We start from the raw sequence: 12,870 nt of genomic DNA, 5'->3' as shown, positions 1-12,870 counted from the left end.
GGTTTCGCCCGCCCTTCGGGCTGGGGCGAGTAACTTTTCTTTGCGTGGCCAAAGAAAAGTCACCAAAAGAAAGGCCACCCCCGCCAATCCGACCGCTGCGCGGTTGCCCTCGGGTCAGGTGCAAGGCCGGACGGACCGCCGCAGACGGCACTTTGGCCTTCGCCATCCATGGCTTCGGCCAAAGCCCGCTTCGAACATCCTGTTCTCGCGCCAAATCGGGTCGAGCTGCGCTCGCCCTTTCCCGATCTGGCCCCTGTGCCGGCTGCGTCTGCGCCATCATCCCTGATGGCGTTCCTGACCTTGCCCCTTCCCCTCGGCGGATTGGAGGGGGACCCAACAGTGTGCTTGCCTTGTCTTTCGGAGCCACTTATATAGCTCAGTAGTGTGGCTACCAAAACAGGGGAGAGCCGTATATCTCACGGTAAGGGTAAATGCTCACAGATAAATGCGATTATCATTTTATTCTTGGATTCAGGAACTGGCTTGTGTATATAAATTCTATTTTGGTGAACTTGGAGCTTTCCATGCCATTCACAATACAAAATAGAACCTTCCATTGTTATCGTTCTGGCTCTTCTTGAGTCTGCATTCCTAGATACATTCGGGTTCTCTGGTTCAACAGTGATACCAAAACCAGTAAACCGATCTCTTATTATTTGATTTGTTGGTGCTAAATTATTATTTATAACTATTTCATCCGGTCTCAATATAGGTGGTGGAGTGGTAAATATCCACTCCCCATGATCATTGAGAATCGACATGTATTTCATTATGGCTGATCTTAGAGGAAAATATCCACCGACTAAATCATCAATGCCATCCAATACATTGTTGTGGAAATGTAAGTCAGGAAATGCATTTTCAGATAGCTGTCTAAACTTATCTGATGTATTACCTTCAATATCAATGGCATTTCGCCAGAAATTAAGATGTTCTTTTTCGTCTCCAATGATATGGATGTCTACTTCGCCTAAATTTGATGATGTTTTGAAAACTCCTGATTCATGTAGCCCAATACATCCCACGGCTACGCCATGTAAATTATTATAATGAGCCCAAGAAAGATCGAGGTTATCATTTTCTTGCGCATCATTTATAGCTAATAAACTGTTTTCTATGAGCTCGTCAGGGAAATTAGTTTCATCAATATAGAGTGGAGCTCTATCCAACCAGGCTGAACACTCTTGGGATATTTCACTAGGCATGCTAGCCATAAATGTCCAGAAGTCCTTGTCTTCATAGACTATTTTTTTCTGTAAATTCTCACCAATCCATATTTTTTCTTTCCTATCAATAGCAGTGCCAATTCTATCCAAGAAAGAGTCTATTATAGATTGATGTAACGCTTGATCTATATTATCAAATGTCCACTCATCACTGTTAATTACAAAAGACATTATTACCTCCTTCTACGGAGACGGCCCAGGGAGGATACATCAATCTGGTATTGGTCAAAAAAGCCTTTCGGCCAGCTACTAATGCTGCCATCATCCTTAATGTTGAGCCTATGAACTCCTACTTTAGAGTCATCAAAGTAATAAGTTAATACATCATTGCTATTAATGTGACTATTGATTGCTATTGATTTTCTTATACCATTCAATACATGATCAGAATGGGTTTCAACAATTATTTGAATTCCTTTCCCAGCCAACCATCCTAGAAATTCCCCCATTTTTGATTGACCGGCTGGGTGTAAATGCGCTTCAGGATTTTCAATCAATATTACACCCCCATTTAGCGCAGTAAGTCCACAAAGTATTACAGGTAGCGAATAAGATATTCCGAAACCCATATTCGGTGCACTAACCCATTCTCCTCCAATTGTACGGAAGCTAATGGCGGTAATACTGGTGCCCTGGAATTGTGCTGTCGAAATTTCAACTTGTTTTGCAATATCTTTTAACCAGCGTTCTATTTCATACTTCAATAATGTTGATTCTTGACCATTATTGTCTGGATGTAAACGGGTTATGTCTTCAATAGGCTTGTCCCCAAGAGATCCTATCATCTGAGCACAATACTCACCATGAACTCCTACTTCCAGTTCATCATCAGGTTCAGGAGATGAACCGAGTATACTACGAGGCCCTAAGCGCTCTGCGGAGAGATATGAGAAATATCTTTTTCTATTCAAGTTATTTTCTGAATTAATTTCAGATAGATCATTGTTCAGTCTTAAAAACAGATCATCCTCATTTAATGTCCTGAACACACATTTATGAATAGAGGTATCATCGAAATTTAAAGTAATAGTGATGTCCGCATCGTAATCCCAGTTCCTTACTTTTCCTGCTACACCAAGCTGTAAACCAAATGGACCATTTAATTTTATAATCTCATTTTTAGAGGCCGCCCATGCCAATAGAATTGCTTGTATTAAGGATGTTTTACCATAACCATTTAACCCTGTAAGTACAGTTAACCTTGATAGGGGAAACTCACTGTGGGTAAATTTTTTAAATCCAGATACGGTTACTTTATTAATCATTTAGAACCCCTATCAAAATATCTCTCATTTTTTTAATGCGATACTCGACAGCTGATGGTGAGCCAGTACCAACTGAAACTGAACGAACAAAAATCTCATCGTTGAAAGCTTCTCTAAATGCATGGTTAATAGATTTTTTCTTTGGCTCCAGATCAGAGGCTTTATAATCAGCTAATGCTATGGCTTGAGATTCAAAGACTGCTCTATTGATTGGCCCTTTGCGCTTGCTATTCAGAGGGTAACGTCTAAATGCAGTGTCATCAAAAATCAGATTTGCATTTTCCATAGCTTGATAGAAATCAAATTTCAATGAGTTTATCTCTGCTTCAGAGATAGATTGATTGTTTTTAGAATGTCCATCTATTCGCTTTGTAAACTCAACTAGGTATGCGTCTAGGTTTTTATATTGACGATACTCGTCAGCATTTAAGTTTCTAAATGCTAGAAATCTAAGAACTAGCTCTCTATTGGTCATTCTTCCACTATGACGAACATTATTTCCATTACTGTCCTTTCGCCAAAAATTAAAGTCTGTTGCTTTATCGAACGAACTCGATTCGGACAGTTCACTCAATAACTCCCTTGATCTTTTTTTGCTCATCGCGTGACGAATTTCTTGTGCAGACAAAGGGCTTCCAGAGGTGTTAACTCTACTGAATATGTCGTATTTCACTTCTTCTGGGGTTTGTGGCTCGATAACGTGAACAACTATTTGTGTGCTTCTAAAACGACGAGAAGATGCCGTGTCTAATTTAGAAAACAGTAAACCATTGAGGCCCTGTAAATATTCAAGGTCTTCGTGTGATAATATGTGTTCATCGTTCATGAACATAGCTATTGTCGATAGCCGTTGAACACCATCTATCACCTGATAAGAACCATCATCTGATTGGTTGAAATAAAAGGCAGGTAGTGGTATCCCCAAGAGAATCGATTCTATCAAACGTGTCTTTTGGCGCTTTCGCCATACATAATCACGTTGAAAGTCAGGAGATAAATCGATTTCTTCATCCATGATTTGAGTAACTACATCACGTAGTGAAAAATGTTTTGTTGAAATTCGTATTTTACTTGGATCCCAAGGTTCAGGGATATTATCACCATTGCTATCATCTTCATCATCGACAAGATCTAGCGAAAATAGAATGCTATCATCATCATTATTAACCATGGATTTTGTCATCATTCCTCAGCCATTTTATTAAAATGATAAAAAACAGAGCTGTATATTCAACTAATAATAGCATGTTGATGTAACTAGCGGCTATACCATAGAAAGAATTCTAGGAAAAGGGCTCTGTGACTCCCTACGTTTTGAGAAAGGCTCAGCAGGTGCTTGGCACAAGCACTATCCAACAATAGTAGGACCTTGGTTGTCTTCATTCATTTACCTTTCCTCTTAGTCGAACCTTAGGTTCGACTTCTGTTGGGGGTGTTAGAGAAGAGTTGATCATGAGAGTTGCCGTCGTGGTGCCCGCTATTGCTGTTGGTGTTGTCGGCAGAGGTACTGAGAAAGGAGATCGGGCTCCAACTCTGAGCCTTGGTAGGAGTAGGGGCTCACATTGGCGCCCTTATTATTACAAAGCATGGTCTCCCCTATTTGATGGCACCCTCCAGTACTTCTATATCTCCGCCGGCAATCAACTTTAAATTCCGGCTGATCTGCTCCACCGGCCAGTTCCACCAGGCGAGGGCGCCCAGGCGGGTGATGGTGTCGTCGTCGAAGCGGTAGCGGATCACCTTGGCGGGGTTGCCGCCGACGATGGCGTAGTCGGGGACGTCGCCTGTGACCACGGAGCGGGCGGCGATAATGGCGCCGTTGCCGACCTTGACGCCCGGCATGATCAGGGCGTCATAGCCAATCCAGACGTCGTTGCCAATCACCGTATCCCCCTTGTAGGGGAGGCTGCCAGGTTTGGGGGCGGCGCTCTCCCAGCCGTTGCCGAAGATAAAGAAGGGGTAGGTGGAGAAGCCGGAGCTCTGGTGGTTGGCGCCGTTCATGATGAACTTGACCCCGCGGGCGATGGCGCAGAACTTGCCGATGATGAGCTTGTCGCCGATGAAGGGGAAGTGGTAGAGGACGTTGCGCTCAAAGCCTGCGGAGTCTTCCGGGTCGTCGTAGTAGCTGTAGTCGCCCACCTCGATATTGGGCCCCTTGATGGTGTTCTTGATAAAGCACACCTGGGGGAAGCCCTTCATGGGGTGGGGGTTGGCGGGGTCGGGTCCGTGCATGGGGTGCTCCTCTGGGGTCTGGGCTCAAGCTACCCTAACGGAACCGGAAGGACCCTTGCCACCTTTTTGTACGCCCCGGTTCGCCAGCCTTTGTCGCCCCCGGCCCATGTGCGCATCGACCCGGGGCCGGTTTGTCTCTAGCATGGGAGGGATGCGGGGCTGGTGCTCCGCCCCCACGGGCTTTTGGCGAAGTCCGTCCTGCGGACTTCTGGTGGAGAGAAAAGATGAAGCTGCGTTCCTTGTTGATGGTGGGTGCCCTCTTGCTGGGCGGCTGTGCGGTCAATCCCTATGGAGGCACCCCGGCGCCGGTCGGCGAGCCGGACAAGCCGGTGAGCCAGCCACAGAAACCTGTGGCCGAGCCTGACAAGGCAGAGCCTGTGCCTGCGCCCGAACCCGTTGCCCCGACCGGGCTGGCGCTCGCCATGGCGGATGCCTTTCTGAAGGCCCCCGAGGTGCAGGCGCTGAGCCAGGATGGCAGCCCTGTGCTACTGCTGATGGCGCCCCAGAACGGCACGGGTGAGCCCTTCAGTACCCAGCCCATGGCGGTGGCCATGAGCCAGCGCATTCAGGCAAACAGCGGCTTTCGCTTCGCCGATCCCGGCCAGGTGGCGGCCATCACGGGTCAGCTCGAGTACCAGCAGGGGGGCATGAACCCCGCCTCTTTGGTGCGTCTGGGTCGTCAGACCGGGGCCGGTTACATGCTCTACGGGGATCTTCTCTCCGAGGGGAGCCGCTACCGCCTCGCCATGAGCCTGATGGATCTGAAGAGCGGCGAGCTGCTCTGGAGCGGGAGCCGCTCCGCCAGCCGCTGATCCCGCCATCCCTGCCACCGAAAACGCCATCGAGCCCCTCTCGATGGCGTTTTCGTATCAAGGCACCGGAGCCCGGAGAAGGGCAAGGCGCGCCCCTTGACGCTCGGCGTCCCCCTAGTGCTCTAGTCCTGCCGCTTCTTCAGGAAGTAGGTGATATGCCCGGGCGGCATGTCCGGCAGCTCGCCGAAGACGGTGTAGCCCTGCTTCTGGTAGAAGGGCAGCGCCTGGAAGCTGGTGGTTTCCAGGTGGACATTGATGATGCCCTTGCTCCCGGCATACTGCTCCATGCTGGCGAGCAGGCGGCCGCCCCAGCCCTCCTTGCGAATGCGCTCGTCAATCCAGAGCCAGTCGATGTGCAGCCAGCCCCACTTGATGTCGGCGAGTATGCCGCCCAGCACAAGCCCCTGTTCATCCTTGATAAAGCTGGCTACCTGCTCGCGCAGATGGCTGCCGGCAACCGCCTGGTTGTAGCCTGACAGGCCGATGCGCAGGGCGTCGAGATCCCGCTCAATCGGGGGCAGGGGTGGGGTGAGTTTCATCTAGGGGCCTCCTGGGGCAGGCAAATCCCATTAATATCCAAACGGCATCCACCAGGTCAAGGCTGGCGGCGGTTCGCCACGGCATTCTGGCCGTATGCGATACTGAACGGGTCGTGTATAACAGACAACACAGGGCCCTCCCCGCAGATAAAAAGGAGCACCTATGGCTCTCTCAGTGGCACAACTCTATGAAGTGATGACCCAGTTGCCCGACCCCGTCTTCATCCTCAGTGAAGATGGTCACTACATCGAATACATAGGCGGGGTGGAGCAACAGTCATATCAGGATGGCAACCCCCTGATCGGCAAGCGGTTGTTCGATGTGCTGCCGGCAGACAAGGCGTTCTGGGTGATGGAGCAGGTGGCGCGCGCCCTGGCCGGCGGCCAGGTGCAGGTGGTGGAGTACGATCTCTCCCCCGCCGAGGTGGAGGGCATAGATGCCGAGGCGGGGCCCCAGGGGATGCAGCGCTTCGAGGGCAAGATAGCGCCGCTGCCCTCTCTCTACGACGGCAAGCGAGCCGTGGCCTGGATGACCCGCAACATCACCCGCCAGCACGAGCTGCAACTGCGGCTCAAGCGGCTCGGCGAGACGGATCAGCTGACCGGCCTCTACAATCGCCACTTCTTCTTCGATCAATATCACCAGAGGGTGCAGGGCCAGCCGCTCACCGGCCTCATCATGCTGGATCTCGATCACTTCAAGCAGATCAACGATCGCTACGGTCACCAGACCGGGGACAGGGTGCTGTGCCGCGTCTGCGACTGCGTCTCTGCCCAGCTGCGGGGGGAGGATCTGTTCGTGCGCAGCGGCGGCGAGGAGTTTCTGATCCTGCTGCCGCAGATAGACGAGGGGATATTGCTGAAGGTGGCGGAGCGGATCCGCGCCGCTGTGGCGGCCATGGCGCCGGATCCGGCCCCCGTCACAGTCAGTCTGGGCACCACCCTGATCCGGCCGGGGGAGGAGCTCAGCGCCGTGCTGGCCCGGGCGGACGAGTGGCTTTATCGGGCCAAGCGGGGCGGGCGCAACCAGGTGGCCCACGACGGGGATCCCTGAACAGTGCCCTGGCTTGCAACGAAGGAGGGCGACACTGTGTCGCCCTCGTTGTTATCTGTCGCTACCCGGCCTTGACCAAAGTGTCGCCTTGGCGCTTGTCTGCCGAGCCTTATCCAAACAGGGTCGAGATGTTCTGGCCCGCCATCAGCAGACCTATGGCCAGCACGCTGAACCAGACCAGGGTGGCGCTGACCAGGGCATAGCCGAGGGCGACGAAGAGGCCGTCCCGTTGCAGCATGCCGATGGACAGCAGCAGTATGGCCCAGGCGGGCATGGCGTTGGTGAAGGGGATGGCGCCGAGCGGCAGCATCAGCAGCAGGGCCGCCAGCATGATCAGCAGGCCGTTGCAGCGATTGATGGCGGAGCTGCCGGTCAGCAGCAGCAGGCGCGGCCGGATCAAGCGATCGATACGGGCCAGCAGATCGGCCCCCTTGTGCAGGGCCGGTTTGAGGTGCTCGGCGGCGAAGCGGCGCTCCATCAGGACGGCGGGCAGCCAGGGCACCCGGTTGAGGGTGATGCCGATGCCGATGAAGAGGATCAAGAGCCCAAAGGGCGTGCTGACGCCGGGAATGGAGACAGGCAACAGGAAGGGGACTGTGAGCAGCACGCAAAACAGCAGCATGCCCTGTTCGCCCACCAGAGCCAGCATCTCCCTGAGGCTGATGTGGCTCTCCTCGATGGCGTGGGCTGTGGCCCGCAGGGTATCGGAGAGTGTGCTTTGTGGGTCGTTGAGTTGCGCGGCAACCATTCCTGAGATCCTCGTCCTGTTAACGCCACCACTGTGGCGCCGCCAGCTTACGTGGCAGAGGTTAATCCCAGATGAATAATGTGAGCCTGCGCAAGCTTTGATGGAAATCGAGGGCAGGGAAGGGGGGCGGGTCGCCAAAATGGGGCGATACAGCCCCCGTCAAGGGTCGGATGGAACAGGCTCTGATATGCTTTTGACGCAATCCATGCCAACCGGGGAGAAGAGCGTGACGCGAGCGACCATGATGCTGCTGGGACTGTGCTTGCCGCTGACGGGCGGGGCGGCCGAGTCCGCCGCCTCGGGCTGGCAACTGACCCCTTTCCTGGGTTACAGCTCCTCCATCGACTTCGAGGCCATGGATGAACCTGCCCCCACGCCGCACTCGACCGGCATCGACTCACTGCAAGGGGAGAGCTCGGGCAACTGGGGCCTCTTCATCAGCCGGGAGGTGGATGATCCCGGCATGGTGGAGCTGCTCTACAGCCATCAGTCCACCCCCATCTCCCCGGATCAGCCTGACAGGCTGACGGTGGATACCCTGCACTTCGCCGGGGTCCTCACCCTCTCGGACAACCTGATGGCGCCCTATCTAGGTGCCGGGATCGGGGTGACCCGCTTCGATGCCTATGATAGCGAGACGGCCCCCTCCATGTCCCTGGCGCTCGGGGTGCAGCCGCGCCTGGGGGAACATCTGGCGCTGCGGGCCGAGGTGCGCGGCTACGGCTCCCTGCTCAATGACGACAGCGCGTTTCTCTGCAACCCCGAGGTCTGCGCCTTCCGGGTGCGGGGGGATCTGCTTACCCAGTGGCAGGCCAATATCGGCTTGACCCTGAGGTTCTGAGCCCGCTTTCCGGCCCGGTTTATGGGATGCCGAAGGTGATGCGGTTCAGGGGCTCGTTCACGTCAAACAGCTTGAACTGCACCGCGCTGGCGCCCATGGCGAGTACCCTCTGCTCGCCTGCAGGCTCGCTGGCCGCAGTGGCCAGCGCTAGCCCCTCAGCGAGCCCGCAGCAGCCAGCCAGTGATCCGGTTTGTCGCCAGCAGCCGGCAGGCGAGCAGGGAGAGCACCAGTAGCACCGGCACCTTGACCAGCTCCCACCACAGCAGCTTGCCCTGGGGGCCTAACACCATCAGCCAGACCACCAGCATCATATGCAGGCAGTAGAGGCCCAACACTTTGGGGGCCTGGCGTTCCAGCCAGCTGCCCTTGCCCCAGTTTGGGTTTGCCAGCAGCAGGCCAAAGAGGCCGAGTGCCCAGGGCAGGGAGCCCAGCAGGAAGTCGTGACGGTTGAGGGGCACGGCGGCGAAACGCAGCAGGCCCGCGGCCTCCAGGGCATAGAGACCCATACCCGCCACCATCAGCAGGGCGCTGCGCCGGGCATCGGGTTGCCAGCCACGCAGGCGCAGCTCGGCACCGAGCGCCACGAACAGCAGCGAGAAGAAGGGGCCGTTGCGGGTCAGCAGGGCCCACTCGCCCCCCGACAGCAGCGGGCCATAGGAGCCGCCGATCAGGGCAAGCCCGTAGAGCAGCGCCCCCGCCACCAGGGCCAGTCGGGGCAGACTGACCTGCCAGCAGAGGGCCAGCAGCAGAACGGCCAGCATCAGGGCGGGCAGGAACCAGAGGTGGATCATGCCGCCTACCCACCAGGCGTTGAGGGGATCCCCCAGCTGCATCTGCCACTGGCCCGCCATGGCGGGCAGATAGCCTTCCGTCATGGCCGCGACCGGGTTGAAGGGCACCAGCAGATAGAGCAGGCTCCACACCAGCCAGAGCCCCAGCAGGGGGCGGCAGTAACGCAGCGCCACCGCCATAGGCTTGCCTGCGGCCAGGGCGGGTTGCAGGAAGTAGCCGGCGCACAGGAAGAAGAGCGGCACCGCGAAGCGGCAGAGCTGGTTGATGATGGCCCCGAGCCAGAGGTAGGGGGTGCCGTCCCAGAGGGTGGGATCGAACGGATTGCTGAAGGGGGAGAGGTGAATGGTCATCACGGCCATGATGGCCAGGACTCGCCCGCACTCGATGCTGGAGATGCGCATGATTGTTTCCGACGGCTGAAACCCGGCACCCTAGCAGCCGGGCACATGCCTCTTCCAGCCAGGGGGTCGCCAACTGTGACCCCCATCGGTGGCCGGTTACCCTTTGTTACCCTGGGGAAGGGCAGGGTTACCCCGGGTGGGAGGCGGATCCCGTTTTGGTGTCGGTAAGATCCCTAGAGCAGGGCAATCACTACAGTGGCGACGGTACCCAGCAGCAGCAGGGCTATGCCGCGACCGGCGGGGCCGTGCAGCTTGTTCCACATCAGCAGACTGGTGAGAGCCAGCAGCAGCATGGCCAGGGCCGCCAGATCGCCAAACAGCTGCCAGGCCAGGCCGGTACCCATGCCGCGATGCAGCCGGTTGAGGCTGGCGGCGACGTTGGCCCGCTGCAGCTCGGTCTGCACCAGCAGGGTGCCTTCCACATAGCTGGCGGCCAGGCTCTGGCTCAGGGTAACGCCGCGCAGCTCCCATTTGGCCGGCAGGGTGAGGGGGCCTGTGGGGGTGGGCAGGGTCCGGGCCGGGGTGATGCTGAGTCGCCCCTCCTCCAAGCCCTCAGGGTAGTGCTGTTGCAGCAGGGCTTTCAGGGCGTCCGGGCTCGCCAGCGGCGCGGCCAGCGTTATCTCCTCGCTCGACTTTTCGGTGTGGGGGCCGGGCAGAGGCAGCACGGCCCTGTGCTGGAGCCAGAGGCCGGTCAGGCCGTAGAGCAGCATCAGGGTGAGGGTGGCAAAGCCCGCCCAGGCGTGGATGCGGCGCACCCACTTGTTGTTGTGAAGGGGGAGTCTCTTGGGTTTTTTCATGGTGGCGCGTCATAAAAAACTGGCCAGCAGAGGCTGGCCAGTGGGGCTGTGGGCAAGGGGGTTCAGAAGCGGTAGGCGGCGGTGAGATTCAGCTGACGGGGGCTGCCCGGCATGATCTGGGCCGCGCTGGTGGCGCTGACGAAGTAGTCGTGGTCGGTCAGGTTCTCCACGCTGAGCTGGGCATCCCACTGGGACCAGCGGTAGCCGGCGCGGGCGTCATAGCGGGCGTAGCCGGGCAGCGTGGTGGTGTTGGCGTTGTCGGCGAAGCGATCCCCCACCGCCGTCACCCCGGTTTCCCCATACCAGCCCTGCTGGCCGTTCTGGTAGCCGGCGAACAGCTGGCCGTTCTCGCGGGAGACGTTGCTCGGCCGCTTGCCCTGCAGATCCGCGTCCGCCTTGACCTGCTCCGCATCCTGGATGGCGATGCCGCCATGCAGGTAGAAGGCGTCGGTCAGCTGGGCGCGGGCGCTCAGCTCTATGCCGTCGGTGCGTTGCAGGCCGGTGAGGATCACCTTGGTGGGATCCAGCGGATCCTTGCTGCGCTTGTTGTACATCTCCAGCCTGTAGAGGGAGAGGGTGGTGGCCAGGCGACCGTTCAGCCAGTCGCTCTTCACGCCCCCCTCGTAGAGCCGGGTGTGCTGGGGATCCAGCTTGTTGTTCTTGTCTCCCGGGGTGATGCCGATCAGCTCCCCGCCCACAGGGGTGAAGGTCTTGCTGTAGGAGGTATAGAAGGCATGTTCCTCTATGGGGTTCCACACCAGGCCCAGGCGTGGGCTCAGGCTGGTGACCGAGAGGGTCTCCTCCTTGTCGAGGTCGTTGCGGCGGCTGGTGACGGTGAACGCGTCCCGGCGCAGGCCGCCGAGCAGGTGCCAGTCACCCAGACTGAGCTGATCCTGCAGATAGAGGCCGACCCCGCGCACCCTGTGCCTGGCGTCGCTGGAGAGCTTCATGGTGCCGTTGTAGCTCGGCAGTGAGCCGGGATCGTACAGATCCCCCGGGGGAATAGGGGTGGCGTTCTGGTAGAGCTTGGGGGTGCGCTCCTGCCAGCCCTGCTCCAACCCCACCAGCAGGCGATGGGCGACGGGGCCTGTCTGCAGCTGGCCCTCGGCTTCCGTGTTGCTGGTGAGGCTGTTGGCCTTGAGATCCTGCTGCCAGCGGGCACGGGTCACCTTGTCACCCTTGACGGCGGTGACATAGGTGTTGTCGAACTGGCTGTCGAGCCTGGTGTAGCCGAGCTGCTGGCGCAATTGCCACCGATCGTTGATGTCCCAGCTAAGGCGGGATCGGGTGGACTGGGCCAGATCGTCGATGAAGTCCCGGCTGGTGTCGCTGTAGACGCTCTCTATGGGGACGTCGGCGGGACGGCCATCGACCCCGGGGATGCCGCGATCCGGGGTGCGATCGTGCTCGTTGCGCTCGTACTGCACCAGCCAGTTCAGGCTGTCGCTTATCTCCCAGTTCACGGCGGGGGCCAGCAGGGTGCGCTTGCTGGTCACGTCGTCACGAAAACTCTCCTTGTCCTCCTGGGCCAGGTTGAGGCGCAGTTGCACCCGCTCCCCCGCCTCGGCGTTGAGGTCGGCGGCGAAGCGTCGGCTGTCGAAGCTGCCGACCCGGGCGCTGACGCTGGACGCTTGCCCGCGCTGGGGTGTCTTGCTGACTCTGTTGATGATGCCCCCGGTGCTGCCACGGCCGTAGAGCACGGCGGCCGGCCCCTTGAGCACCTCGACCCGCTCTATGTTGCCAAGGTCGCGGGTGTACTGCATGTCGTCCCGCAGGCCGTCGAGGTAGAAGTCGTTGCTGGCGTTGAAGCCACGGATATTGACGCTGTCGAAGCGGGTGTCACCGCTGGCGTTGACCCCGGGAATACCGGTCAGGGCCTCGCTCATGGTGGGCTGGCCGTAGGCGGTCAGCTCGCTGGCCGGGACGCTCTCTATGGTCTGGGGCACCAGCTTGGCCGGGGTGGCGGTGCGGGTCGCGGTGGCCACTTCTTCGTGCTGGCTGCGTTTGCCGACCACGGTCAGGGTCTCGTCTTCGGCGCGGGGGCTGGCACAGAAGGCCAGCAAGGCGACGCCCAGCAGGGCGCGCGGGGAGTTGGGGTTATGCATCTGGGTGTGACTCTTATCGACCTGTTGGCCTGAACTTATTGATTTATTTGTAGTTATT

General features: G+C 57.3%; 12 protein-coding genes. 3 read left to right on the top strand and 9 right to left on the bottom strand.

Annotation, left to right across the window (positions count from 1 at the left end; translation table 11 throughout):
* Positions 1-416: 416 nt before the first annotated feature.
* The 4 genes from OC537_RS16715 to OC537_RS16700 form a co-directional block, all read right to left on the bottom strand.
* On the bottom strand, positions 417-1,397 hold the full coding sequence (locus OC537_RS16715; protein ID WP_262112933.1) for a hypothetical protein: 981 nt from the start codon (positions 1,395-1,397) through the stop codon (positions 417-419).
* Positions 1,398-1,399: 2 nt separating this feature from the next.
* Positions 1,400-2,491 carry an AAA family ATPase gene (locus OC537_RS16710; RefSeq protein WP_262112931.1) on the bottom strand — a complete coding sequence of 364 codons (1,092 nt, stop codon included), beginning with the start codon at positions 2,489-2,491 and terminating at the stop codon, positions 1,400-1,402.
* Entirely contained in the window at positions 2,484-3,677 is a 1,194-nt protein-coding gene (locus OC537_RS16705) for a DUF262 domain-containing protein (protein ID WP_262112930.1), read from the bottom strand. The genes OC537_RS16710 and OC537_RS16705 overlap by 8 nt, the downstream gene beginning before the upstream one ends.
* Before the next feature lie 410 nt (positions 3,678-4,087).
* The gene (locus OC537_RS16700) at positions 4,088-4,723 is read right to left on the bottom strand and encodes a Vat family streptogramin A O-acetyltransferase (protein WP_262112928.1); all 636 of its coding nucleotides are present in this window, start codon (positions 4,721-4,723) and stop codon (positions 4,088-4,090) included.
* A 224-nt stretch (positions 4,724-4,947) separates the two neighbouring features.
* Between OC537_RS16700 and OC537_RS16695 the strand changes: the two genes are divergently transcribed.
* A complete protein-coding gene (locus OC537_RS16695) occupies positions 4,948-5,535 on the top strand; it encodes a penicillin-binding protein activator LpoB (protein WP_163155421.1) in 588 nt (195 codons plus the stop codon).
* A gap of 122 nt (positions 5,536-5,657) precedes the next feature.
* Here the strand turns inward: OC537_RS16695 and OC537_RS16690 are convergent, their stop codons facing one another.
* Positions 5,658-6,074 (bottom strand): GNAT family N-acetyltransferase, encoded by a 417-nt coding sequence (locus OC537_RS16690; protein WP_106885161.1) that lies wholly within the window; start codon positions 6,072-6,074, stop codon positions 5,658-5,660.
* Between the two features lie 163 nt (positions 6,075-6,237).
* On the opposite strand from OC537_RS16690, the gene OC537_RS16685 reads away from it, so the two are divergent.
* On the top strand, positions 6,238-7,128 hold the full coding sequence (locus OC537_RS16685) for a sensor domain-containing diguanylate cyclase (RefSeq protein WP_139746187.1): 891 nt from the start codon (positions 6,238-6,240) through the stop codon (positions 7,126-7,128).
* A 109-nt stretch (positions 7,129-7,237) separates the two neighbouring features.
* On the opposite strand, the gene OC537_RS16680 is transcribed toward OC537_RS16685, so the two are convergent.
* Complete coding sequence (locus OC537_RS16680; protein ID WP_106885159.1) at positions 7,238-7,876, bottom strand: exopolysaccharide biosynthesis protein; 639 nt, start codon at positions 7,874-7,876, stop codon at positions 7,238-7,240.
* A gap of 244 nt (positions 7,877-8,120) precedes the next feature.
* Between OC537_RS16680 and OC537_RS16675 the strand changes: the two genes are divergently transcribed.
* Positions 8,121-8,717 carry a porin family protein gene (locus OC537_RS16675; RefSeq protein ID WP_262113339.1) on the top strand — a complete coding sequence of 199 codons (597 nt, stop codon included), beginning with the start codon at positions 8,121-8,123 and terminating at the stop codon, positions 8,715-8,717.
* Between the two features lie 155 nt (positions 8,718-8,872).
* Here OC537_RS16675 and OC537_RS16670 read toward each other — a convergent pair whose 3' ends face one another.
* The 3 genes from OC537_RS16670 to OC537_RS16660 all read right to left on the bottom strand — a co-directional run bounded on the left by OC537_RS16670 (position 8,873) and on the right by OC537_RS16660 (position 12,812).
* Positions 8,873-9,910: an acyltransferase family protein gene (locus tag OC537_RS16670; RefSeq protein WP_262112918.1), complete on the bottom strand. Its 1,038-nt coding sequence runs from the start codon at positions 9,908-9,910 to the stop codon at positions 8,873-8,875.
* Positions 9,911-10,083: 173 nt separating this feature from the next.
* Positions 10,084-10,707, bottom strand: a complete 624-nt coding sequence (locus tag OC537_RS16665) for a PepSY-associated TM helix domain-containing protein (RefSeq protein WP_262112916.1) — start codon at positions 10,705-10,707, stop codon at positions 10,084-10,086.
* A 62-nt stretch (positions 10,708-10,769) separates the two neighbouring features.
* On the bottom strand, positions 10,770-12,812 hold the full coding sequence (locus tag OC537_RS16660; RefSeq protein WP_262112914.1) for a TonB-dependent receptor: 2,043 nt from the start codon (positions 12,810-12,812) through the stop codon (positions 10,770-10,772).
* Positions 12,813-12,870: the final 58 nt, after the last annotated feature.

The sequence above is a fragment of the Aeromonas sp. Marseille-Q5825 genome, from assembly GCF_946892685.1.
Taxonomy (GTDB): domain Bacteria; phylum Pseudomonadota; class Gammaproteobacteria; order Enterobacterales; family Aeromonadaceae; genus Aeromonas; species Aeromonas rivipollensis.
Note: the sequence above shows the minus strand (reverse complement) of the source record. Positions and strands in the feature narration are given on the sequence as shown.

Excerpts from the sequence above, each read along its gene's own strand:
- OC537_RS16715 (WP_262112933.1), bottom strand. The coding sequence starts at position 1,397 with ATGTCTTTTGTAATTAACAGTGATGAGTGGACATTTGATAATATAGAT.
- OC537_RS16710 (WP_262112931.1), bottom strand. The coding sequence starts at position 2,491 with ATGATTAATAAAGTAACCGTATCTGGATTTAAAAAATTTACCCACAGT.
- OC537_RS16705 (WP_262112930.1), bottom strand. The coding sequence starts at position 3,677 with ATGATGACAAAATCCATGGTTAATAATGATGATGATAGCATTCTATTT.
- OC537_RS16700 (WP_262112928.1), bottom strand. The coding sequence starts at position 4,723 with ATGCACGGACCCGACCCCGCCAACCCCCACCCCATGAAGGGCTTCCCC.
- OC537_RS16695 (WP_163155421.1), top strand. The coding sequence starts at position 4,948 with ATGAAGCTGCGTTCCTTGTTGATGGTGGGTGCCCTCTTGCTGGGCGGC.
- OC537_RS16690 (WP_106885161.1), bottom strand. The coding sequence starts at position 6,074 with ATGAAACTCACCCCACCCCTGCCCCCGATTGAGCGGGATCTCGACGCC.
- OC537_RS16685 (WP_139746187.1), top strand. The coding sequence starts at position 6,238 with ATGGCTCTCTCAGTGGCACAACTCTATGAAGTGATGACCCAGTTGCCC.
- OC537_RS16680 (WP_106885159.1), bottom strand. The coding sequence starts at position 7,876 with ATGGTTGCCGCGCAACTCAACGACCCACAAAGCACACTCTCCGATACC.
- OC537_RS16675 (WP_262113339.1), top strand. The coding sequence starts at position 8,121 with ATGCTGCTGGGACTGTGCTTGCCGCTGACGGGCGGGGCGGCCGAGTCC.
- OC537_RS16670 (WP_262112918.1), bottom strand. The coding sequence starts at position 9,910 with ATGCGCATCTCCAGCATCGAGTGCGGGCGAGTCCTGGCCATCATGGCC.
- OC537_RS16665 (WP_262112916.1), bottom strand. The coding sequence starts at position 10,707 with ATGAAAAAACCCAAGAGACTCCCCCTTCACAACAACAAGTGGGTGCGC.
- OC537_RS16660 (WP_262112914.1), bottom strand. The coding sequence starts at position 12,812 with ATGCATAACCCCAACTCCCCGCGCGCCCTGCTGGGCGTCGCCTTGCTG.